We start from the raw sequence: 22,120 nt of genomic DNA, 5'->3' as shown, positions 1-22,120 counted from the left end.
CCCGTCTCAGCCCCGCTTGTCGGAGGAATTGTCGATCAGATGATCGCCATAAAGCGCACGCAGCGCTTTTTTGTCGACCTTTCCGGTGGCCGTCAGCGGCAACCCATTGACGAAGAGTATCGCATCGGGCAGCTGCCAGCGCGGCAAGGTCGTCGCCATCACATCGGTGATCGCCTCGGCGTCCGGCGAGGCGCCAGACGCCGGTACGACGATCAGCAACGGGCGTTCCTGCCATTTGGGATGACGGGCGGAAATCGCCGCCACCTGCGCCACCCCCGGCGCAAGCGCGGCGGCACTTTCCAGCTCGGTGGAACTGATCCATTCGCCGCCGGACTTGATCAGATCCTTGAAGCGATCGGTGATGGCGATCGAACCGTGGCGATCGATCGTGCCGATATCGCCGGTCGGAAACCAGCCATTCTTGTCGAGAACATTTTCCCCTTCGTCCCCGAAATACCCCGCGGCGATGCTGGGCCCCCTGACCCAGATATCGCCCACCGCCGCGCCGTCGGCGGCCACCGGCTCGCCTCGGGTGTCCACGATCCGCAGCTCGACTGGATAGAGCATCCGTCCGGCGCGCCCATATTTCGCCGCTTCGCCCTCCTTCGTCGGAAGCGCTTCGATCTCCGGCGTCGTGCTCGTGAACGATCCGAGCGGACTGAGCTCCGTCATTCCCCAGCCTGTAATGACATCGACGCCATGGTCCTGCCTTAGGCTGGAGCTGATATGGGACGGCACTGCCGAACCGCCGATCAATGCACGGCGCAGCGGCGCAAGCCCCACCCCGTCCTTAGCAACATGATCGAGAATGCCGCTCCACACCGTCGGCACGCCCATGGCCAGCGTTGCCTCTTCGCTGCGGATCAGATCAACCAGCGTCGCGGAATCCGGAGCCGGGCCCGGCAATATCAGCTTCGCCCCCGAAATCGCCGCGACAAACGGGATTGCCCAGCCGAAAGCGTGAAACATCGGCACGACAAGCAGCACGCTCTCCATCGGCGTCAGGCCGAATGCGACCGCGGATTGCGCGGCCAGCGCATGGAGCACCGTCGACCGGTGGGATGTCATCACCCCTTTGGGATTGCCCGTCGTGCCCGAAGTATAGCACAGCATGCACGCCGACCGTTCGTCGAGCTCGGGCCAGCGAAAATCCTCGTCGGCAAGCAGGCTTTCATAGCTTGTCATTGGCACTTGAACGTTGGCCGGAAGCTCCGCGTCGTCGCCCAGCAACACATAATGCTCCACGCTCGTCAGCTGCGGCGCGATCCGCGCGACCAGCTCGGCAAGATCGGCATCGAAAAACAGCGCCCGGTTGCCGGCATGGTTGATGACATAGATTATCTGGTCGTCGCGGAACCGCGGATTCACCGTGTGCAGGACTGCGCCCATTCCGGGCACGCCATAGAATAGTTCGAAATGCCGGTGGGTGTTCCAGGCGAGGCTAGCGACCCGGTCCCCCGTTCCAATGCCGAGGCCCCGCAGCCCCTTGGCCAGCTGGCGCGAACGCCTTTCCGCTGTCCGATAGTCGTAGCGAAGAAGGTCCCCCGACGACCCGCGCGACACAATCTCGTGACGGGCGTTGATGGCAGCCGCATGACGCAGCATGGATGAAACCTGCAGGGGAATATCCTGCATCGCGCCGGGCATTGCCAGGCCCGGTTGGCTTCGACCTTCAGCGGATGGAGCCATTCTGCCGCGCTCTTTCAAGCGGCGACAGCTGAGGGCGTAGCGTAAGCGCGGCTTTCATGGTCATACCCCACCGACACGGCCTCGATGCATGCCCGCTTCCCCCGGGCCATATGCTTTTCGAGCGTGCTGACAGAGATCCCCAGCCGATCGGACATCTCCCGAAAGGACAGTTCCTGCATCGTGCGCAATTCGATAACCTGACGGCAGCGCGGCGGCAGGCTCGCAATAGCCGCGCGAAACACGCTCTCCTTCTCCCTCGAGATGATGTCCTCTTCGGCTGAAACCGCCGCGCAAGGATATTGGGTCAGTTCGTCAATCAGGGTATCCGCACGGTCCACCGGGTTGCTGCGCCGGGAGCGAATACGGTTCAGAGCAAGCCGCCATGCGGTTTTGAACAGCACCGCCCGCGGATTGTCATAGGCGAAGACGTCGCTCCTATAAAACCGGACGAACGCGTCATGGACGACGTCATCGGCATCGGCCGGTGATTTCAGCATGCGCAAAACATAGCTGCGAAGCTTGTCGCAATTCTCGCGATAGAGATCGGTGACCACCCGTTCTTTATCGCGCGCGCTTCCGCCTTTTGCCGCGATCAGCGCGCCTTTTGCCTCGGCCCTTCCGTTCGTCTCCGGCATAGCTCGCCCCTCTTGCATCCTCGTATTCGACTCATGAGTCGAATATTCATCTTGTGGTCGATTAATAATCCTCTTGGTCGAATTAAAGTCAAGGGCTACCAGTGGCCCGTCGAGATTCGGCTTGGCGTCAAAAGGGTTGGAAATGACGAAAAACGCACCGAAGCGCGCCTGGGGAACCGCGATTCAGAATCGCGACGAACAGTTCGAGATGAAGCGGCAAGTGGTCCTGCGGACGGCGGCGCGCACATACAGCAAGCGCGGGTTCCATGAGACCACGCTCGCCGAAATCGCCGAAGAGCTGAACATCTCCAAACCCACGCTATATTATTATTTCCGCAGCAAGGACGACATCCTGTTCGAGTGCCATCGCATCGCCATCGAAGCGATTACCGACGACGCGACCCCGCTGCCCGGACCAGACGAGGCAAACGGACGCGAGCGGCTGGAAGAGTTTCTGAAACGCTATGTCCGAATGGTTGTCGACGATTTCGGCACCTGTCTCGTGATGACCGGTGTCAGCGCGCTTGAACCCGAAAATCAGGGCACGGTGGTCGAGGGCCGACGCCGGATCAACGATGCCCTTGTCGATATTCTCGAGGACGGCCGCAAAGACGGAACGCTCCAGTGCGACAGCCCCAAGGTGACCGCGATGTTCATCTTCGGCGCGATGAACTGGCTCCCCCAATGGTATCACAGCGATGGTTCTCTCGGCGTCGAAGAGGTCACCGCGCAGCTTATCGGCTTCGTAATGGCCGGTATTGAGACGAGCGGAAGCCTATCTCCGGATAGCTAGCGGGACGAGCCAAACCGCCCCTTGCCAAATATTCGACTCACTGGTAGCAGCCCCGACCCATTGGTAAGGGGAGGCGCAAAAATGGTAACGGACGTCCTTGTAGCGGGTGTTGGCATGACGGCGTTCGTCAAACCCGGCACATCTCCATCCTATAACGAACTGGGCAGCGCGGCGGCACGCGCGGCACTGGCGGACGCATCGATCGACTATCGCGACATCGAGCAAGCCTATACCGGCTACGTCTATGGCGACTCGACGAGTGGGCAAGCGGCGCTTTACGAAGTTGGCCTGACCGGCATTCCCATCGTGAACGTAAACAATAATTGCGCGACCGGATCGACCGCGCTGTTCCTCGCCCGGCAGGCCATCGCTTCCGGATCCGCGGATTGCGTATTGGCGCTGGGCTTCGAACAGATGGCGCCAGGCGCGCTCCAGGAACTCTATCCCGATCGCCCCACCCCGCTCTCCCGCTTCACCGCGGTCGCGGATCAGGTGGAAGGCGCGCAGTCGGCACCCATGGCGATCAAGCTGTTCGGGGCCGCCGGGCTGGAATATCAGCAACGCTACGGTGCCGACAACGCGACGTTTGCCAAAGTCACCGAAAAAGCGCGGCGGCACGCCGAACATAATGACAGGGCGATCTTTCGCACCCCTCTCAGCGTCGAGGAAATACTGGCCTCGCCGCATATGCTGGGGCCCCTCACCCGGCTGCAATGCTGCCCCCCCACCTGCGGCGGTGCTGCCGCGATCCTCGTATCCAAGCGGTTCGCCGACAAGCACGGGCTCTCGCCCGGAGTCGCGATCCGGGCCCAAGCGATGACGACGGACACCGCAACGAGCTTCGACGGCGCGAGCCCGATCAAGGCGGTCGGCTATGATCTGACACGCAATGCGGCGGATCAGGTCTATGAACGATCGGGCGTCGGGCCGGACGATCTGGACGTTGTCGAGCTCCACGACTGCTTCACCGCAAACGAGATCCTTTCCTATGAAGGACTGAGGCTGACGCCGGAGGGAAGCGCCGCGAAGTTCGTCAGCGACAATGATAACAGCTATGGCGGAAAGGTCGTCACCAACCCGTCCGGCGGGTTGCTATCCAAGGGCCATCCGCTCGGCGCGACCGGCCTTGCCCAATGCGCCGAACTCACCTGGCAGCTGCGCGATCGGGCCGGCGTCCGTCAGGTCGAGGGCGCGCGGCTCGCCCTGCAGCACAATCTCGGCCTTGGCGGCGCATGCGTCGTCACCCTGTATGAGCGGGTTTGACGATGAGCGAAGCTGACAGGCTGGACAGCTATATCGGCCATCGTTTCGTGCCCGTTACGGCGATGGTCGAAGCGGGCAGGCTCCGTTTCTTTCACAAGGCGATCGGTGAAACCAATCCCGCGCTGACAAAGCCGGACGAACAGGGGCGCCTTCCGATCCCGCCGACCTATCTTTTCTGCCTCGAGATGCTCGACGCGGAAAACCCCTTCGCCTTCACCGAAGAGCTTGGCGTGCCGATCGAGACGATCCTGCATGCCGAGCAGAGCTTCACCTATCGCCATCCCGTCAAAAGCGGGGACAGGCTCGATTTCCTGGCGAGGCTCGAAAATGTCGCGCACAAAAAAGGCGGCGCGCTGACATTCCTGACCCAGCGGGTGGATGTGACCAATCAAAATGGCGTCGAGGTGGCGGAAATCGAACGCACGCTTGTCATACGGAACGGGGCCTGAGCATCGCCCCGCATAAGAGGAGCCGAGCGGCGCATGGTATCCGGGGTTTGGCAGAAGGATTTTCCGCCGATAACGCGCGCGACACTGGCGCTCTACGCAGGGGCATCCGGCGATCACAACGCTGCCCATATCGACAGCGATGCCGCAAAAGCCGCCGGCTTCAGCGATGTCTTCGGCCAGGGCATGCTCGGCATGGCCTATATGGGGCAGACGATCAGCGACACGGTGCCGCCTGAGCGGATCAGATGCTTCTCGGCCCGCTTCGTGGCCATCACGCAACTCGGCGCGCGGCTCAGCTGCACGGGCCGGCCAGTCCGCAAGTATGAAGAAGAGGGCGAGGAACGCATCGCGATCAACCTCGAAATGACCGATCAGTTTGGCGAAACCAAACTCACCGGACATGCGGTCGTGGCCGTCGGTGCGCGGAGCTAGCATGACCAGATTGAACGATCGCGTGGCACTGGTTTCCGGCTCCGGACGGGGCATTGGAAGGGCCGTCGCGCTCAAGCTCGCATCGGAAGGCGCTAAGCTGGTCGTCAACGATATCGACGCCCAACATGGCGATGCCGTCGCATCCGAACTCCGCGACCGCGGCGGCCAGGCCATGGCGGTGAACGGCAGCGTGACCGAGCCGGACTTTGCCGACCGGTTCATCGATACTGCGCTTGAAGGCTTTGGCGGCATCGACATCATCGTCAACAATGCCGGCTACACATGGGACGCAACGATCCAGAACACCCGGGACGAGCAGTTTCAGGAAATGCTGGATGTCCATCTCGGCGCACCCTTTCGGATCCTCCGCGCCGCGGCGGGTCCCATTCGGGAGGCTGCCCGGCGGGAGAAAGAAGAAGGCCGGCCGATCCATCGCAAGGTTGTCAATATTTCGTCGATCGCGGGTTTGTTCGGTAATGCCGGTCAGTCCGGCTATGCGTCCGCCAAGGCCGGGATTGGCGGGCTGACCCGTACCCTCGCCAAAGAATGGGGGCGCTACAATGTCAACGTCAACGCCGTCGCGTTCGGACTGATCGAAACCCGGTTGACCCAGGCCATCGCTGCCGAACAGGCGACGATCAACATGGAAGGCCGCGAAATCAAGGTCGGTATCCGATCGGAGATGCTCGACAGCTGGGCCCGCATGATCCCGTTGGGGCGGGCCGGAACGCCGGAAGAAGCCGCCGACGCTGTTTTCCTGCTTTGCGCTCCGGAATCCGACTATATAAGCGGCCAGATGCTGGTGTGTGCCGGAGGACTTCTCGTCTGATGGCGACGCTGCAAGAGACACCCGTAAGATGCGCGCCGGCATCGCTCGAAATCGACGGGGCCGTCGCATCGATCACACTCGACCGCGCCGAGACACTCAACACGATCGACATAGAAATGGCCCGCTGCCTGGCGGTATTGGGCAGCCAGGTCGAACGCAATGAGGACATAAAGGTCCTTGTTATCCGCGGCGCGGGTCGGGCTTTTTGTTCCGGCGGCGATATCGGCCTTTTCGCATCCAACCTCGATGCGCTTGCTGCGCCTATCCGTGAATTGCTCACCGAACTGCATCGGTTCCTGTGCTGTCTCAGGCGGATGCCGAAGCTCGTCATAACCAGCGTTCAGGGCGCCGCAGCCGGCGCGGGCTTTTCCCTCAGCTTCATGGGCGACATGTGCGTCGCTTCGCAAAGCGCCCGGTTCCGCCCATCCTATGCGCAGCTTGGCGTCTCGCCCGATGGCGGGGGAACGATCGGCCTTGTCGAAACGGTCGGTGCAAGGCGCGCGCTGCAGATATTTCTCGCCGAGGAAGAGCTTTCCGCCGATCAGGCTTTTGCTTTCGGCCTTGTCACGCATGTCGTGCCGGAAGCCGCAATCGCGGACCGCACCATGGCCCTTGCGCGCAAGCTTGCGGGAAACGGCAGCGAAGTCATCGCCGCCACCAAATCGCTGATTTATCAATCGACAAGGACATCGGTCAGCGAGCAGCTTGAGGCCGAACTGAACCGGCTCCTCATCTGCATGGATACCGAGAATTTCCGGGCCGGCGTCCGTAACTTTATCGGCAAGCGCCGCTGACCAGCGGATCATATAGGCCAAGGAGACAGGACACTGACGGATCAAGCTTCAGCCGATTTGTCGAACGCCGTGCCAGCGCATTTGCAGGCCTATCAGGCCACCGGAGCCTGGCGCGACCGTACGTTGCCGGAACTGGCCTATGACAGGGCGATGGCAACGCCGAATGCCGAGATATTTATCGGCAACGAACCGCGCGTAACATTCGGCGCGCTCTTCGAAGACGCCGAGGCGCTTGCTGTGTCGTTCGGCGATCTGGGGCTGCACGCCGGCGACCGGATCAGCTTCCAGATCCCCAACTGGCATGAGGCGGCGGCGATCAATCTCGCCGCGGCGATGGCCGGGCTGGTGGTCGTTCCCATCGTACCGATCTATCGGGATGCCGAAATGCGGCAGATGTTGGCCGATTCCGGTTGCCGGTTATTGTTTCTTGCCGAGCAGTTCCGCGGCTTCGACTATGCGGCGATGGCCGAACGCATCCAGCCCGACCTGCCTTCGCTGGAAACGGTCATTTTCGTTCGCGGATCGGATCCGGCGCGCAGCTACGAGGCTCTGGTAGAGTGCGGCCGCGGGCGCTCCCTGGGCGGATGGGCGGCCAGCCCGAACGCCGTGAAAATCATCCTCTATACGTCCGGCACAACCGGCACGCCCAAGGGCGTCCTTCACAGCCAGAACACGCTCAACAACGCGCTCGACATGTGCATCCGGCAATGGCGCATCCAGGAGGGCGAAGTCTTGCTCATGCCCTCGCCGGTCACCCATCTGACCGGCTATGGCTATCTCGAAATGCCGCTTCTGACGGGCGCCAAAACCCTGCTCATGGAACAATGGAATGCCGAGGAAGCGGCGGACCTGATCGAGAAATATGATGTCGTCGGCACGATCTCGGCGACGCCATTTCTGAAAGAGCTTGCCGATTGCGCCGAACGCCGCGGAACCGGCCTGCCCTCGCTGCGCTTCTTCGCCTGTGGCGGCGCAGCGGTCCCGCCGTCGATCATCCGGCACGCCAATACCGTACTGGACCGCGCGCCGGCATTCAGGGTCTTCGGCTGTACGGAAGCCCCGCTTATCACGATGGGCTTTCATGGGGCCGATGAGCACGAGCTTGCCGCCACCACCGACGGCAAGATCGAGGATTATAAAGTCCGGATCGTCGACGAGGATGGCAATGAGCTGGCGGCGGGCGAAGAAGGCGAGATTCTGGCCCGCGGGCCAGCCATGCTGCTTGGCTATTTCGATCCGCTTCAGACCGAAGAGGCCATTACCGATGACGGCTTCTACAAAACCGGCGATCTGGGCATCCTCACGCCGGAAAATGCCGTGCTGATTACGGGCCGCAAAAAGGATCTTATCATCCGCGGCGGCGAAAATATCAGCGCCAAGGAAATCGAGGACCTCTTGTACCGGCATCCGGCTATCGAGGATGCCGCGGTCGTCGCGATGCCGCACGCGCGCTTGGGCGAAGGCGTCTGCGCCGTCGTCGTCCTCCGGCCCGACGCGGAACTGAGCAGGGCGAACCTCGCCGAGTTCATTTCGCAATCGGGCCTGGCAAAGCAGAAATGGCCTGAGCGAATAGAGCTGGTCGATCAACTGCCCAAGACCGCGACGGGAAAGGTGCGCAAGGACGTGCTCCGTTCCGAAATCGCTCGGGCGATCGCTACCGATCGGCCATTGTCCCTTTAATTCGATGCCCGTGCACGAACCATCAAACGGCAACCGGCACGAACCGGGTCGGTACGCCGATCGTCACTGTCACCGCCGCTCAATGGTCGATACGCGTGCATTGAATTGAGGTGAAAGCGCGCGTCCTTGTTTCGCGTACGGCCTTACCCTGCTCCACCGATAAAATTCCCTAGCCTATGACTCGGCGAGCTCGATCCCCTACTGCCGCAACGCTTAGCTCTCGGCATGGAAGACACGAAGAATTTGCCGAAACCGCAAACGTCCCCCCCCCCTTTTCAAAAAAACGGGAAATCCGACCAGCGACCGGTTCGCCACGGACTGCACGGTGCACCACTTTTTTCCCGCTTTTTCCAATCTCTCCGGCACCGAGATTCTCAGCGCGATTTTACGCGAAATTTCGGCCATTTGCCGCATCGCGCGGCTGCAAATCGCAATCATGGCACTTGGGCGTCCGCCACGGAACGCCCACTCCAGCAGATAGCGAGAGAATCTGCATCAGCGGCAGCATGTTGTCGAACCCCTATTTTCCAATCAGGCCGACAAAAAGATACAGATTCCAAAGTTGCATAACAATCGCCACCCAGCCCCAGACCAGGAACGCCGTTCGCAATTTCCCACCGCGCCTGGCCGTTTTCGGCTGCGCCGCGTTCATGCCCCACCCCAGTCGGTTGCCTTCGCCTGCCACACGAATAGCGGGCGATAGTGATCGAAATAGCAGAGCATCAGCCAGACATGGAGCGACAAGACGCACAGTCCGCCTATGATCATGTCGGCAATGGCCGCCCGTAAGGTTTCCGTGTCGGTCGAACCCGACACCCAGCCCCAGATTTCGTCGAATATCATCGCGTCGAGCATGAAGGTGATGAATGCCAGCGGCACCGTCAGAGCCAATGTCAGCGGAACGGCCCGCCCCGCCAGTAGCGATAGCCCCACCACGATTTCAGCTGTCTTGGCGAACTGGAACATCCAGCCGGTCCGGATCATCTCGGTAACTACGGCATGCTTCATGGGCGCGTCGACGGGCATGTAGATGCTCGGCAGCGGCATGAACCCGAAATACCAATTCAGGCCGCTGATGAGATAGAAGATACCCAGGATCATCCGGGCGATGAAGATCATTCTCTGGTAGCCCATCGGTGTTTCTCCGCCTCTCCGCAACGGATGCGGCCTGACCTAGGACCAGACCTCATCCGCGATATCGACAACCATTTTCAGCTTGGCCCATTGCTCGTCCTGGGCAAGCTCATTGCCTGCCTCGGTGCTGGCGAACCCGCATTGCGGGCTGAGGCGCAGCCGATCGAGCGGAACATATTCCGTCGCCTGCTCGATACGGCGTTTGATGTCGTCCTTGGCCTCGAGCGTGCCGACCTTGGTCGTGAGGAGGCCAAGCACAACAACCTGGTCTCCGCTCTCTCGCAACCGCCGAAGCGGCTCGAATCCACCGGCGCGGTCGCTGTCATATTCGAGAAAGAAGCCGTCATAGCCGAGCCGCTCGAACAGGAGGTCGGCGATCGTCTCGTAACCGCCCTGCGCCAACCATTTGGAACGGAAATTGCCGCGGCACATATGGGTCGTGATCGTCATGTCGGCCGGTTTCGCGGCGAGGACCGAATTGATAAGTTCGGTCCAGCCTTCCATCAGCGCCCTGGGATCATCGCCGCGCGACGTGACCTCCTCGCGGATTCCCTCGTCGCAAAGGAAGGCGAAGGCGCAATCGTCGAACTGGAGATACCGGCAGCCGGCGTCGTAAAAAGCCTGCACCGCCTGACGATAGGCCTCGGCGAGATCTTCATAGAGCGTGTCGAGCCGGTCATAAGCTGCCCGATCGACGACCTCTCGCCAGTTTCTGCGCGGCGAAACCAACATCGCCGGCGAGGGGATGGTCATTTTTGCCGTCGCGTTGGTATTCGCGTCCAGGAAGCGAAAATGCTCAATCATCGGATGACCGGAGAAGCCCAGCTTACCGGTAACCTTGAGATGGCGGATCGGGTGCAGCGTCTTGTCGCCGAAGCTTGCCTGCTCCTCGGCAAAGGACATGCCCTCCAATTCCTGAAGAAAATCAGTCGACCACACGGCCCGGCGGGTTTCGCCGTCGGTTACACTTTTGAGCCCAATCTCTTCCTGCTTGGCGATGAGATCGCGGATATGCGCATCCTCGGCCGCCTGGAGTGCCGCATAGTCGATTTCGCCCGCCGCATACTTCTCACGGGCTTGATGTACGGCGGTAGAGCGCAAAAGACTGCCGACATGATCGGCGTGGAACGGAGGCGTTTTCGACATTCGATGATCCTCTATGGCAGGAATGGAGTTATCGGGATTGCTCGTGGGCCCGCTGCTCACGCCGCCAACGATAGTAGCTGTCGAGCGTTTCGAGCTGTTCGGAATTGGGCACGGATCCGGCGTGCGGCGTTTCGTCGATATACAGGACCTGTTGCGCGTCTGGTGTAAAACGCGGCCATTCGGGAAGGCCCTCGCCATTGGGATCGCCGGTCTTGGCGAAGTTCGTCCAATAGCCGATCATAAGATCGGAAACGTGTCTGTCGCCGTCACGCCAGTCCATTCGTCCAGGCCGTAACGTGCCAAAAACATAGGGCAATTCCATCGCATGGGCAGCGCCCCAGTCGGCGAGCATCGGAATGTCGGGATAGGGTGGGCGCTGCTCGAAATAATAGACAAAGGCCGGGCTACCTCCCGCTTCGGCTTGCAGTCTCGCCCATGTCCATGTGTGCCAGGCGAACGCGGTATCGCGAAAGAGATCACGGCTCGAGCGCAGCGCCTCGGCATCGGTTCCGCCGGAATACGTCTCGAGGACCGCGTCGGCATGCTCGCCAAAGCCCGCGCGCACGCCCCCGATATAGCGTTCGGCCGGCGGGCCCTGCGGCACAAAGAGCGCCCCCTCGTCATCGTTCGTCCCGACGAGGATGGGCGTGTCGTTAAAGGCACCGTCCGCGTACAGTTCGTACTGGTCGTCGGGAATTACCACGCCGTCGAGAACCGGCCAGAAGAGGTTGCCGGGTATCGCCGGGCCAACGGCATCGAGAATTGCCTCGACCGGAACGGCCCGCGCTTCGGCGAGAGTATCCACGCCAAGGGTCTCGAACAAACGTTCTCCATGGGCTTCTGCAACGACCAAGGTCGGGACGTTGCTGCCGCCCTCATTGGCCGTGCGCGGTGGCGCAAAGGAGCCTCCGCTCTGGCTGATTGCACGCTGGAAAAGTCCACGCGCCGGCGGCGAGGCAGCGAGTATCGAAACAGCGATACCGCCCGCCGATTCGCCAAAGATCGTAACGTTATTTGGATCGCCGCCGAAACCAGCGATATTCTCATTCACCCATTGGAGCGCCGCGATCATGTCGAGCAGGCCGTAATTTCCCGAGCTGCCATCCGATGCCTCGGTGGTGAGAGCGGGATGCGCCAGGAAGCCGAAGGCGCCGATCCGATAGGCGATCGAAACGACGATCACATCGCGCGCCGCAAGGTTTTCGCCCGAATAGGTCGGAAGGGACGTCGCGCCGTTGTTGAAACCGCCGCCGTAGATCCAGACCATCACGGGGAGGCGTGCATCGGGCGCCTCGGCCGGGGTCCAGATGTTAAGGTACAGGCAATCCTCGCTCTGCCGGAGGGAGTGCCGCTCGAAGACGGCACTTTCGCGCTGATCGGGCTGCGGACAGGCGGGCGCGAATTCGGTGGCCACACGCACGCCCGGCCAAGGCTGAGCGGGCTGCGGCGCGCGCCAGCGATTCGACCCGACCGGCGGCGCGGCGAAGGGAATGCCGCGGAAAACCGCTAGTCCTTCTTCGCCCACTCCCGAAACCCTGCCGAGGCTCGTTTCGACCTCGATATTCGCGGCGGCAGGCGGTTCGCTCTCGTCCATATAGCCCAGCTCCTGATAGTAACGCGCCGCGCCGGGATGGAGCGGTACGCTGAAATTCCGCCACGCGGTTTGCGGATCATAGGAATAGGGCCGGACGAACCAGCGCAGATCGGTGCGCGCGCCGTCAATCGCGCGGGCAAGATCATAGGCGATGTCATCGGGCATATCCGCGCGCGCGAAGATCGCCTCACCGGACCGCCCCACCGTGCGCACCGGATGGTCGACACCGCGCAAATAGCCCCAGCGCATGGTAACCGGCTGCGCGCGACCGTCCGCGATAATGTTCGCGATCAGCTCTTCGGGCAAATCGAGAAACCGCAAATCATGCGCTTCGCTCAATGCCGTCCAGGGCCGCGATTCGAGATTGTTGGCCGAACTGCCAAGCGCGCTGACGACAAGATCGAAAGGCGTATCCGCATCGGCCCGCATGAAAAACTCGATGGACCCGCCACGGCTTTCGACGCTTTCGCGGTCGAGCCCGTAATGCGCGAGCACCGCATCGGCGGCTCCCTGAAAATCGGAAAGGATGCGCAGCGGCCTGTCCAGCGCCGCGAGCTGTGCAAGGTCCGTAATGCCGGAATCCGCCCGTACCGCGACGAGCAGATAGGTCGGGTCCTCCAGCTTCGCAATCAGGCGAAGGTTGGGAAACCGCCCTTCCTCGGCATAAATCCCTTCCCCCAGATAGGCCTGGTCGAGCATCCCGCTTTCGGTGACACCGAAATCGACCGGGGCATCGACGCGTTCGGTGGTGCCGGTCGCAAGGTTGATCCGGTCGAGCGGCGGCGGCCTTTCGCCGCGCGCGACCAGCGGCGGGCCGTAAATCCGGTTGCAGTTGCGGCACAACACGATCTCGTAATCGAGCGGCGCCATCGCATCGCGGACGAACTCGCCAAGCTCGCCCCACGGGCAGGCATGCGGACAGGCCGACGCCATTACCAGCCGCCGCACATCGTAACCGGTCTCGCCGACATCGATGGTGCGGCCCAATTCGCCTTCTGCGGGCTGCTCCTGCGCAATTGCGGGAGAAAGACCGCCCAGCCATAACAGGGCGAACGCCAATGGCAGCAATCGGACCATGCTCATCATCGGTTTTGTCCTCTCCTTTGCGGCCTTATCGAATGGCCTTTCATTATTGTTAGCTTATTTTGCGAGACAATCTATCGGCAATTGGTTAGCAGGGAAAGGGGAGAGACAAGGGAGAGAGAAAAATGGAGAGGAAAGGCTGGGACCACTACGCGATTATGTGGCTGCGACTATGGTTCGGCGTCCATCTTTTCTATTCGGGCGTGCGCTATTTCGTGGAGTTCCAAGCGCAGCCGCAGGTGCCGCACCCGATCGGCGGTCCGTTCATCGACTCGCTATACGCCATGGGTCTGTTCCCGATTATCAAGGTTCTGGAAATCGTCGTTGGCGCAGGCCTGCTGGCAAACCGGCTCGTTCCAATGCTGCTCGTTCTCGAAATGCCGGTATCGGCCATGATTTTCTACCTCAACACGCTGATCGTCGGCACGCCGCGCCAACTGGTCAGCGGGCCGCTCGAGCTCGGCGTCAATATCGCGCTGCTGCTTTGCTATTTCGGCTATTTCCGGCCGATGCTCGTCGCGCGCGCGCAGCCCGCACCCGCCTGGCGGAGAGGAGAAGCCGATGTTTAACCTGATGACCGACGGCACACCGATCCTAATCGCCACCGTCGTAACCGCGATCATCTGGTGGCTCGACCGGCGAAAGGCGAAGCGCGGCGGCCCGTCTCTATAAGCGCCGGAATTTCTGCACGCGCCGCCCGGTCAGCACCTCGCTGACATAAAGATCGCCGTGCGAATCGGCCCAGATGCCGTGCGGGCCGCAGAACAATCCGGGCTTGTCGGTGCGCTCCCCACCCCAGCGCGTTTGGAGTTCGCCCGCATCGTTCCAGATGCTGACACTGTGGGAGTCGATCTCGGTAATGTAGATCGTGCCGTCCGGGCCGATATAGATATGATCGGGATGGCTCAGGCCGTCCCATGAATAAAGATATTCGCCATCGGGTGAGAAAAACTGGATCCGGTCATTACCACGATCGACAGCCATCACCGTGCCGTCTTCCTTAATCCACATGCCATGGGGCTCGTTGAATTCGCCGGGGCCCGTCCCCTCCTTGCCCCAGGATTTTATGTGCTCGCCCTGAGGGTTGTACCAGTGGATCGCGTTATTGCACTTGCCGTCGGCGACATAAATATCCCCGTTCGGCGCGGTGGCGACGCCCTGCGGCCGGTTGAAAGGCAGGTTGCTGAACTTGGGCGCGCACTGCCAGCGCTCGCCGACGGTCAGCAGCTTTTCGCCTTCGGTCGAGAATTTCTCGATCGTGTGCGCGCCGCGATCGACGAAGAAGACATTGTCGTCCCTGTCGATATACAGGCCGTGCGCCTCGGCGAGCTGGCCGTCGCCCCATCCGGAAAGCACATTGCCCTCGCGATCGAATACGATGCACGGATGCATGCCGCGATGGAAGGCGTAAACCCGGTCCTGCGAATCCACGGCGATGCCGGCGACTTGCATGAAGCTCCAGTCATCGGGCAGTCGCCCCCATCCCTCGACAAGTTCGTAACGATACTCGCCGTCGCCAAATTGCAGCGTCATGGCTTCTCTCCCCTATTTCGCGGCGGCGAGTTCGCCAGCCTTTTCGGTGCCGGGCATTTCAAGGTCCCCGGCAAGGGCGCTGCGCCAGTCTTCGTCTTTCGGCACCACCTTCTCGGCCGGCCGAACCGGCACGAGCGCGGCTTGCGAACCCAGCGGATCACTGCCCTCTTCAAGATCGCGGCAGGCCTTGAGCAGCAGCTGACGGATCCGGACGATCGCGAGATCGGCCGTGCCGAGATGTTCGAACGTGCGATCGGCGATCGGCCCCATGCTTTCCTGCGCAGCCTGATCCTGCGTCGAAATGCCGGTGATGCCGGTGAAGCTTTCGGTTCTCTGCGCCTCACGGTCGATCAGATAGTCATTGTCCTTGTTCTGCTTGAAACGAAAGGTGCCTGGAATGAAGAATTCCGGGCTGCGGCCGGCATCGCGCTCCTCGGCCTCGATGAATTCGCGATCCAGCGGGCCGCCGTCCTTCGCCTGCATCCAGCTGTAAACCCAGCAATGGGTGTCGTCGATCGGCACCCAGATATGGCCGCTGATCAACGGGCGTTCGTACTTGCCCTCGAACGGCCGGAGCTGGTGGAAGGGCATGACGAACTGCGTGACGCGAACATAATTGTCCTCGCCGTCCGGCAGCGCCCTGAGGCTTGCATAGGAGCAACCATAATCATTGGCATCGACCTCGTGCCGGGGCGCGGTCGATCGGGCGCGGAACACTTGCGTCTTCGTGCCGGCCTCACCCTCGGCCCATTTGAGCTGACGGTGCAGGAAAGAGGAATGGGAGCTGTCGAAGCCGCCTTCGAGCATCTGCAACCAGTTGGCATCGGCCTGGTTTTTCGTGCAGTAGAAATGGCCTTCGGGCAGCGTCATCCATTCCTGTTTCTCCAGCGGCGGCATCTTCTCCTTGGGCCCAAGATATGCCCAGACCACGCCGCCCGCCTCCGCGGTTGGATAGGCCGTCGCCTTTACCTTGTCCTTCATTTTGGAATCGTCAGGTTCGTTGGGCAGATCTGTGCAATTGCCGTCGACATCGAATTTCCAGCCATGGAAGATGCAGCGGATACCGCATTCCTCATTGCGACCGAAAAAGAGCGAGGCGCCGCGATGCGGGCAACGCTGATCGAGCAGGCCGACCCGGCCCTCGCTATCGCGAAAGGCGATGAGCTGTTCGCCGAGTAGGCCCACGCGAACCGGCGGACAATCGGGCTCGGGGAGCTCGGCGGAAAGCAGGGCCGGCACCCAGTAGCGGCGCATCACCTCGCCCAGCGGCGTGCCGGGGCCGGTGCGCGTGACGCGTTCATTTTCTTCGGCGCGAAGCATGGTCTGTTCTCCTTCGTTTCAGGCGGCGCCGGGCGCGCTCGCAAGCGCGGGCTCCGCGGCAAAAATGTCTTCGATATCGACCGGGCGCTCGATCAGTCCTTGGCCGTGAATATAGCGGGCCAGCCGTTCCAGGACCGCGCGGTTGGGGGCAAGGCCATAGGGCGCGATCGGATCGCCCTTTGCACGTAGCCGGGCCTCCAGAAATGCATCGGTCAGCACGCCGGGCAGCCAGGCACGGGTTTCGGCGAGGCTGCGGCGCACAACGAGGCAATGATTGAGCGGCATGATGCCGGTTTCGGCGACATAACGGCGGCTTTCGGCCTCGGGATCGGGGAAGAGGGGGCGCGCGACCTCCGACACGTCGATGCTGCTGCGATCGACGAGATTGGGCGCGTTAAGGTAGAGCAGCGTCGCATCGAGCTCGCCGGCGACCAGCATCTCGCCGATATTGGTTTCCGGCGCGATCGTCTGGAGGCGAATGCCGGGCGGCGGCGCGAAGCCGGTGGCCGAGCCATGGCTGCGCTCAGGGCCGCGCTCCATGAACCAGTCGATACTGGTCAGGTCGACGCCGAGATCCTCGGCAAGGATGCCGCGCGACCAGATCGCGGAGGTCTGCTGATATTCGGGAACGGCGACCCGCTTGCCCTCAAGATCCTTCGGCACAGCGATTCCGGAATCGCGATGGACGAGGATGCCGGTGTGAAAAACCTGCCGCATCGTAAAGATCGGCAGCGCGAGCCATTGCCGATCGCCGCTCGCATGGGCGATGATAAGCGAGGCAACCGACATCTCCGAAACGTCGAATTCCGCGAAATGGAGCTGGCGGTAGAACATTTCCGAAGGATGGAGCACCGTGAACTCGGGCGCGGCTCCGCGGATAGCAACCTCTCCGCCGACCACAGGCCGGGTGTACGCATTGGCGGACAATGCGACGGTGAGTGGCAGGCCGGTCATGCGCGCGCAGGCGCTCGGCCGCAAAGCCCGGCCGCGGTTCCCGACAGGATCGCGTCGCGATTTTCCGCATCGAGCGCGGCAAGCGCCGCCTGCGCGCTGGCGATCATCTCGTCATAGCTGCCCGGCGAATTGCTGATATCCGATCCCCAGCAGATCCGGCCTGCGCCGAATAGCCCGACAAAGGCCTGCATCAGAGCGCCGGCGTCGTGCCCGGCGTCCCGCCACCGCAAAAGGTTGATCGTCGAAAATTTGAGAACCGCGTTGGGAAACTCGGCCAGCCGGACCAGCAAGGGATCGTCAACCGGCGTCTGCCCGAGGCCGGGCACGAAATTTGACATATGGTCGATGACCACCGGAAGCTCCCGGAATTCGCTCAGCCGCTCAAGCAGGACGACGAGCCCGTCTTCGCGGTTCCAGGCATAGAAATGGAGGACGAGGAAAGCGCCCAGATCTTCGGCGGCAGCGAAAGCCCGGTGCGCGCTTTCGCTCGCCAGCCAACGCAGATCGCCTTTGGGAACAGGCTCGCCGCGCGACCAGGGCGCCGCCATGCGCACACCGACGGCACCGCGCTCACCGACCCAATGGCGAACATCGTCGCCGACCCGGTCCGAGAGTCCATCGACGCCGCACACAGCGCGCAACCGCTTGGGATGCGCCGCCGCGGCATCGACGACATAGCTGTTATCGAAGCCATAGGTGTGCATCTTCTGGACCACCATCGCGCGCGCGACCCCGGCGGCATCCATCAGCGCGAGCAGCCGCTCCGCGGTCAGTGGATCGTCGAAGGTTTCCGGCGCAGGCGGCTCGGTCAGCCCCGCAGCCGGATAGCGCGCGCAATCGGCGCTCGTAATATGGGCGTGGCTATCGAACATGCACTCCTCGCATGATGATCCGCGCCCGAAAGTGGCCGCGGATCAGGAATCCCGGTTGGCGAACACCTCGAGAATGAGTTGTTCCACGCGCTGCCGGTCGCGTTCGACGACCTCAAGCAGCTTGGCACGATCCTTCGCCTTCAAGGCAGCGAGAATCTTGCGTTCGTCGGTCGGCCCGCGCCGCTCGTCGCCGCTCGCTTGCGGACCGGGAAGCAGGGACCGGTATCGATCGGTCAACATCCACATGCGCAGACATTCACGGACGATGACGTCGCGGTCGGACAGCTCGAACAGCGCCTTGTGAAATTCACGGTGCCGCAAGACCCAGCTCGGCCGGTCGCCCTTCTTCAGCAGCTGCTCAAGCTCCTCGATCCGGGTTTCCAGTGCCGCGAGCTGCGTCTTGTCCGGCCAGGGAATCGATTTCAGCAATTCGCCCTCAAGCAGATGGCGCAGCCGGTAGAGCTGCTGTGCTTCGCTCGCGGAAATCGCGGCCACGAAGAAGCCGCGATTGGGATCGTGAACGATGATACCTTCGGCCGCGAGCAGCTTGAGCGCTTCGCGAACGGGAACTCTGCTCGCCGTAAACTGTTCGGCGATCTGCATCTGTCCCAGATGCACGCCGGGCGCCAGCTGGCCTTTTACGATCGCGGACCGGATGCGATCCGCAATCAGCAACGGCATGTTCGTCGACTTCGCCTTGTTGCGTTTCTTCGTAATATTATCGTCGGCAAGATTCAGCAGCACGGGTGCACTCCCCTTTTCCAGCATGCGGAATCGAATCTTACGCCTCTCATGTCGCTTGTCTATCTCCGTGCCGATTGGGACGGTCGTAGACCAAGCATTGCCCGGCCCGCAGCCGCGGCGGCCGGGTCTTCGACAAAAGCCGCATGCGCCGCCGATGCATTGACGTCTCGCCAGATCCGCTGGATCGGCGAAGTATCGTAAATACCGCTGCCGCCGCTCAGTTCGTAGACGCTGTTGACGATCCTGCGGCTGGCCTGCGCGGCGTGTGCCAGCTCGAACAGGATCTGAGCGCGCTCGCTGTCCTCGATCAGTCCGCCAATTTCGAATTGATCGAGCCGCTGGCAGTTGGCGATCACCATCGCCCGGGCATTGTCATATTCGAGCCGCATCTGCGCATAGCGGGCAAAGGACGGCGACAACTCGGCAAGTGCCTCGGCATCGGCACCCGCGCCCCTTCTGCCCAATGCCGTTGCATAGCCGTCCAGTGCGGCAGCCGTCAGGCCCAAGCTCGTCCCGATCAGGGAAAAGGGCTGCGAAATCACGAAAGGGACGTGGAAGAGCGGCGGTCGATCCGCCGGCGCCGGCGTCGTCCCATTTTGAAGATCGGCAACCGATACCCGGCGATGCGCCGGCACTAAAGCATCGGCGATCCGGATCGTGCGGCTGCCCGTACCCCGCAATCCCGCGGTATACCAATCGTCGACGATCTCGATGTCGTCGCGCGACACCAGAAAGAAGGAAGGCTCGGGCAAGGCACCTTCACGTTGGATGGCACCACCGACGATAACCCAGTCGGCAAAATCCACGCCGCTGCAAAACCGCCCTTCACCGTTCGTCAATCTGAAACCACCCTCGGTTTCGATGGCCTCGCCGCCAAGGCGGAATACGGTCGATACGAGTGCGTCGGGCTTACCTTCCCACACGTCGCGTTGCGCTTGTTCGTCGAATTGCGTGAGAAACCAGTCATGGCCGCAAAGTACGCCGAACACCCATCCCGTCGAACCACACCGTTCGGCAAGCGCGGCAGAGGATTTCACAAGCGCTTCATAACCGAGTTCGGAGCCGCCGAAACGCGCCGGCCGCATAACACCGAAAAGACCGCTCTCTTTCAGCCTGCCTATGATTTCGACGGGAAGCATCCGCTGCGCTTCCGTATCCGCGGCGCGCTCTCCTGCCGCCTCCGCGATGCCGCGTGCCGCTTCGACCGCTTCGCCGCATGTGCGAATCCCCGCCGCCTGCACCGCATCGGTCTGAGTCGTTTCGGCCGCTGCAACTTGCGCCATATTTTTGCTCTCCTCTGCGGCCTTCGCGTATAATACTGTAGCTCGTATCTCAAAAATGTATACAATATAGAATTATATTTTGTCGAGTCCTTTGAGATCCGGTTATTTCGCAACCATTTCGCTTAACGGAACTCGATGCCCAAATTGGTAAATTCCGTTTCGAACGCTTCGGCAAGATCGATACCGAACTGGCTTTTCGCGCTGTCATCCCGATCGAAAAATTTCCGTCCCTCGCCCCTGATGACCACGGCCTTCACGCCCGCGCCCATGCCGGACGCGAACGGCGTTGCCCCGAGATGTTCGGGCCGCCGCATAGGCTCATCGATAACCGCCGCGCACCGCAACGCTTCACGCGCCAGGGCACCGGCCGCGCGCAAGCGCACTCCCTGATCGGGTATAGTCCCTTGCGTAATCGCGAGACCGAGATCGGCGATCATCGCGCCCGGCGCGGCGGCGACGTCCATCACGCGCCCTGCAACATCATAGGAGAGGTGATCGAAGCCGAGATCGATCTCCGTTTCGGCGATACTCCCATTTCCATCGACAAGCGCGAGGCGCGTGGATTTCGCGCCCAGATCGATTTCGAGTGTGTCCGCTTTTCTGGCCATGGGTTCTGCCGGATGCCGTTCAGGCGGCGTTCCCCGCCTCCGAACGCGCCTCTCCTTCGATTCGCGCCTTTTCGTCTGCGCTGAGGAAATGCCGATAGTGACGCGCCTTGGAGATCGGCGGCAGGCCGCCGGTCAACAACGCCCAATGCGCGCCGCGATCCTCGGAAATGAAAACGTCGCCGACAGCGGTGCCCGCGAAAAACGCGGCGCCGCCGGGCCAGTGAAACATGGCCATGGCCTCGACATTGCCTTCGATCGGATCGGGGAGCCCGGCCATTCTTTCCTGCCAGCTATCCCCGGCATCGACGCTGACGATGAAACCGGCAAAGGCCCCGCCTTCCGTCCGCCAGGTTTCCGGCGCATCGCCCGCACCGCCCAGATAGACGATATCGTCATCGTCCGGATCGACGAACAACGCGTCGGGATACCCGACCCTGTCCGTCCTTCCTTGCAGATGCTCCCAGGTCTCGCCTGCATCCTCGCTGCGATAAAGCCCGTCACCAGTGGCGAGATGCAACCGCGCAGGGTCGTTCTGCGCGAAGGCGAGACGATGGACGTCCCGATAGAAGCTGTCCGCGTCCGAGGCATAGCTATCGAGTTCGCGCCAGCTTTCTCCCCTATCCTCGGATTTGAGCACCGCGCCCTGTTCGATGAGAACATAAACGGTGTCGGGGTGATTGGGATGAAATGCGACCTGCTTGACATGGGCGATGTGCGGCGGCGGCGGAAATGTCCATTTGTCGGTACCCGGCACCTTTAATATTCCCGGTAACTCTTCCCAGCTTGCCCCGAGATCGACGCTCCGGAAAAGTCCCGGCGGCTCGGTTCCGGCATAAAGGACTATGCCGTCGGGGCGCTTTTGCGCAGCGATCGTGTAGATATGTTCATGCACCAGCCCCTCGACGCATTTGTCCCAATGGGCGCCGCCATCGTCGCTGACGAAAAGCCCCCCGGCTTCACCATAGCCATGGCAGCCCGCGAACAGTTTTCCGCTTTCCGGCTCGTGCAACAGCGCGCTGATGTGCAGATGGTCAAGCGCCGTGCGCCGGCATTCCCATGTGCCGCCGGTTCGTTCAAAAAAATGGATACCGCGCAGAGTGCCGACGATCAGCTCGTCCGGCGGCGCGCTTCCTGCATATTCGGTCTTACCGTTAGGCGAGAGGCAAATTGGCACTATCCGTCTCCATCATTCTTTGTCTAATCAGTAGCAGGCCGATAGATAGAATTCCATAAAATATACAATTTGATCTAAAAATTATGACGTGCGACCCTCGATACGCATGAC

21 protein-coding genes are annotated in these 22,120 nt (G+C 61.7%); 8 read left to right on the top strand and 13 right to left on the bottom strand.

Going from position 1 to position 22,120, the window contains the following annotated elements:
* Positions 1-6 precede the first annotated feature (6 nt).
* The gene (locus tag H6P80_RS15040; RefSeq protein ID WP_185802243.1) at positions 7-1,689 is read right to left on the bottom strand and encodes a long-chain fatty acid--CoA ligase; all 1,683 of its coding nucleotides are present in this window, start codon (positions 1,687-1,689) and stop codon (positions 7-9) included.
* A 14-nt stretch (positions 1,690-1,703) separates the two neighbouring features.
* Positions 1,704-2,324 (bottom strand): RNA polymerase sigma factor, encoded by a 621-nt coding sequence (locus tag H6P80_RS15035; RefSeq protein ID WP_221893053.1) that lies wholly within the window; start codon positions 2,322-2,324, stop codon positions 1,704-1,706.
* 142 nt (positions 2,325-2,466) lie between these two features.
* Here H6P80_RS15035 and H6P80_RS15030 point away from each other — a divergent pair, with 142 nt between their 5' ends.
* The 7 genes from H6P80_RS15030 to H6P80_RS15000 all read left to right on the top strand — a co-directional run bounded on the left by H6P80_RS15030 (position 2,467) and on the right by H6P80_RS15000 (position 8,564).
* Complete coding sequence (locus H6P80_RS15030; protein ID WP_185802241.1) at positions 2,467-3,117, top strand: TetR/AcrR family transcriptional regulator; 651 nt, start codon at positions 2,467-2,469, stop codon at positions 3,115-3,117.
* Between the two features lie 81 nt (positions 3,118-3,198).
* On the top strand, positions 3,199-4,380 hold the full coding sequence (locus H6P80_RS15025) for a lipid-transfer protein (protein WP_185802240.1): 1,182 nt from the start codon (positions 3,199-3,201) through the stop codon (positions 4,378-4,380).
* Between the two features lie 2 nt (positions 4,381-4,382).
* Positions 4,383-4,829 (top strand): MaoC family dehydratase N-terminal domain-containing protein, encoded by a 447-nt coding sequence (locus tag H6P80_RS15020; protein WP_185802239.1) that lies wholly within the window; start codon positions 4,383-4,385, stop codon positions 4,827-4,829.
* A gap of 33 nt (positions 4,830-4,862) precedes the next feature.
* Positions 4,863-5,261: a MaoC/PaaZ C-terminal domain-containing protein gene (locus H6P80_RS15015; RefSeq protein ID WP_185802238.1), complete on the top strand. Its 399-nt coding sequence runs from the start codon at positions 4,863-4,865 to the stop codon at positions 5,259-5,261.
* 1 nt (position 5,262) lies between these two features.
* The gene (locus H6P80_RS15010; RefSeq protein ID WP_185802237.1) at positions 5,263-6,090 is read left to right on the top strand and encodes an SDR family NAD(P)-dependent oxidoreductase; all 828 of its coding nucleotides are present in this window, start codon (positions 5,263-5,265) and stop codon (positions 6,088-6,090) included.
* Entirely contained in the window at positions 6,090-6,884 is a 795-nt protein-coding gene (locus tag H6P80_RS15005) for an enoyl-CoA hydratase/isomerase family protein (RefSeq protein ID WP_185802236.1), read from the top strand. The genes H6P80_RS15010 and H6P80_RS15005 overlap by 1 nt, the downstream gene beginning before the upstream one ends.
* A gap of 69 nt (positions 6,885-6,953) precedes the next feature.
* A complete protein-coding gene (locus tag H6P80_RS15000) occupies positions 6,954-8,564 on the top strand; it encodes an AMP-binding protein (protein WP_328805043.1) in 1,611 nt (536 codons plus the stop codon).
* A gap of 648 nt (positions 8,565-9,212) precedes the next feature.
* Here H6P80_RS15000 and H6P80_RS14995 read toward each other — a convergent pair.
* The 3 genes from H6P80_RS14995 to H6P80_RS14985 are packed head-to-tail and all read right to left on the bottom strand — an operon-like array spanning position 9,213 to position 13,524.
* Entirely contained in the window at positions 9,213-9,698 is a 486-nt protein-coding gene (locus H6P80_RS14995) for a hypothetical protein (protein ID WP_185802235.1), read from the bottom strand.
* A gap of 39 nt (positions 9,699-9,737) precedes the next feature.
* Positions 9,738-10,844, bottom strand: a complete 1,107-nt coding sequence (locus H6P80_RS14990) for a 5-methyltetrahydropteroyltriglutamate--homocysteine S-methyltransferase (RefSeq protein ID WP_185802234.1) — start codon at positions 10,842-10,844, stop codon at positions 9,738-9,740.
* 28 nt (positions 10,845-10,872) lie between these two features.
* Entirely contained in the window at positions 10,873-13,524 is a 2,652-nt protein-coding gene (locus tag H6P80_RS14985; protein ID WP_185802233.1) for a carboxylesterase family protein, read from the bottom strand.
* 122 nt (positions 13,525-13,646) lie between these two features.
* Between H6P80_RS14985 and H6P80_RS14980 the strand changes: the two genes are divergently transcribed.
* Entirely contained in the window at positions 13,647-14,090 is a 444-nt protein-coding gene (locus H6P80_RS14980) for a hypothetical protein (protein ID WP_185802232.1), read from the top strand.
* Positions 14,091-14,187: 97 nt separating this feature from the next.
* Here H6P80_RS14980 and H6P80_RS14975 read toward each other — a convergent pair whose 3' ends face one another.
* From H6P80_RS14975 to H6P80_RS14940, 8 genes are all read right to left on the bottom strand, one after another.
* The gene (locus tag H6P80_RS14975) at positions 14,188-15,054 is read right to left on the bottom strand and encodes a peptidyl-alpha-hydroxyglycine alpha-amidating lyase family protein (RefSeq protein ID WP_185802231.1); all 867 of its coding nucleotides are present in this window, start codon (positions 15,052-15,054) and stop codon (positions 14,188-14,190) included.
* A 12-nt stretch (positions 15,055-15,066) separates the two neighbouring features.
* Complete coding sequence (locus H6P80_RS14970) at positions 15,067-16,374, bottom strand: Rieske 2Fe-2S domain-containing protein (protein WP_185802230.1); 1,308 nt, start codon at positions 16,372-16,374, stop codon at positions 15,067-15,069.
* Positions 16,375-16,392: 18 nt separating this feature from the next.
* Positions 16,393-17,328: a substrate-binding domain-containing protein gene (locus H6P80_RS14965; RefSeq protein ID WP_185802229.1), complete on the bottom strand. Its 936-nt coding sequence runs from the start codon at positions 17,326-17,328 to the stop codon at positions 16,393-16,395.
* Complete coding sequence (locus H6P80_RS14960) at positions 17,325-18,200, bottom strand: amidohydrolase family protein (protein WP_185802228.1); 876 nt, start codon at positions 18,198-18,200, stop codon at positions 17,325-17,327. The genes H6P80_RS14965 and H6P80_RS14960 overlap by 4 nt, the downstream gene beginning before the upstream one ends.
* Before the next feature lie 42 nt (positions 18,201-18,242).
* Entirely contained in the window at positions 18,243-18,944 is a 702-nt protein-coding gene (locus H6P80_RS14955; RefSeq protein WP_185802227.1) for a GntR family transcriptional regulator, read from the bottom strand.
* 59 nt (positions 18,945-19,003) lie between these two features.
* Positions 19,004-20,227, bottom strand: coding sequence for an acyl-CoA dehydrogenase family protein (locus tag H6P80_RS14950; RefSeq protein WP_185802226.1), 1,224 nt, complete (start codon positions 20,225-20,227; stop codon positions 19,004-19,006).
* Positions 20,228-20,349: 122 nt separating this feature from the next.
* On the bottom strand, positions 20,350-20,835 hold the full coding sequence (locus tag H6P80_RS14945) for a hypothetical protein (protein ID WP_185802225.1): 486 nt from the start codon (positions 20,833-20,835) through the stop codon (positions 20,350-20,352).
* Between the two features lie 19 nt (positions 20,836-20,854).
* Positions 20,855-22,009, bottom strand: a complete 1,155-nt coding sequence (locus H6P80_RS14940) for a WD40/YVTN/BNR-like repeat-containing protein (RefSeq protein WP_221893052.1) — start codon at positions 22,007-22,009, stop codon at positions 20,855-20,857.
* Positions 22,010-22,120 lie beyond the last annotated feature (111 nt).

This window comes from Parasphingopyxis marina (genome assembly GCF_014237875.1).
GTDB classification, from domain to species: Bacteria; Pseudomonadota; Alphaproteobacteria; order Sphingomonadales; family Sphingomonadaceae; genus Parasphingopyxis; species Parasphingopyxis marina.
The sequence above is the reverse complement of the archived record's forward strand: the minus strand, read 5'-3'. Positions and strand labels throughout refer to the sequence as shown.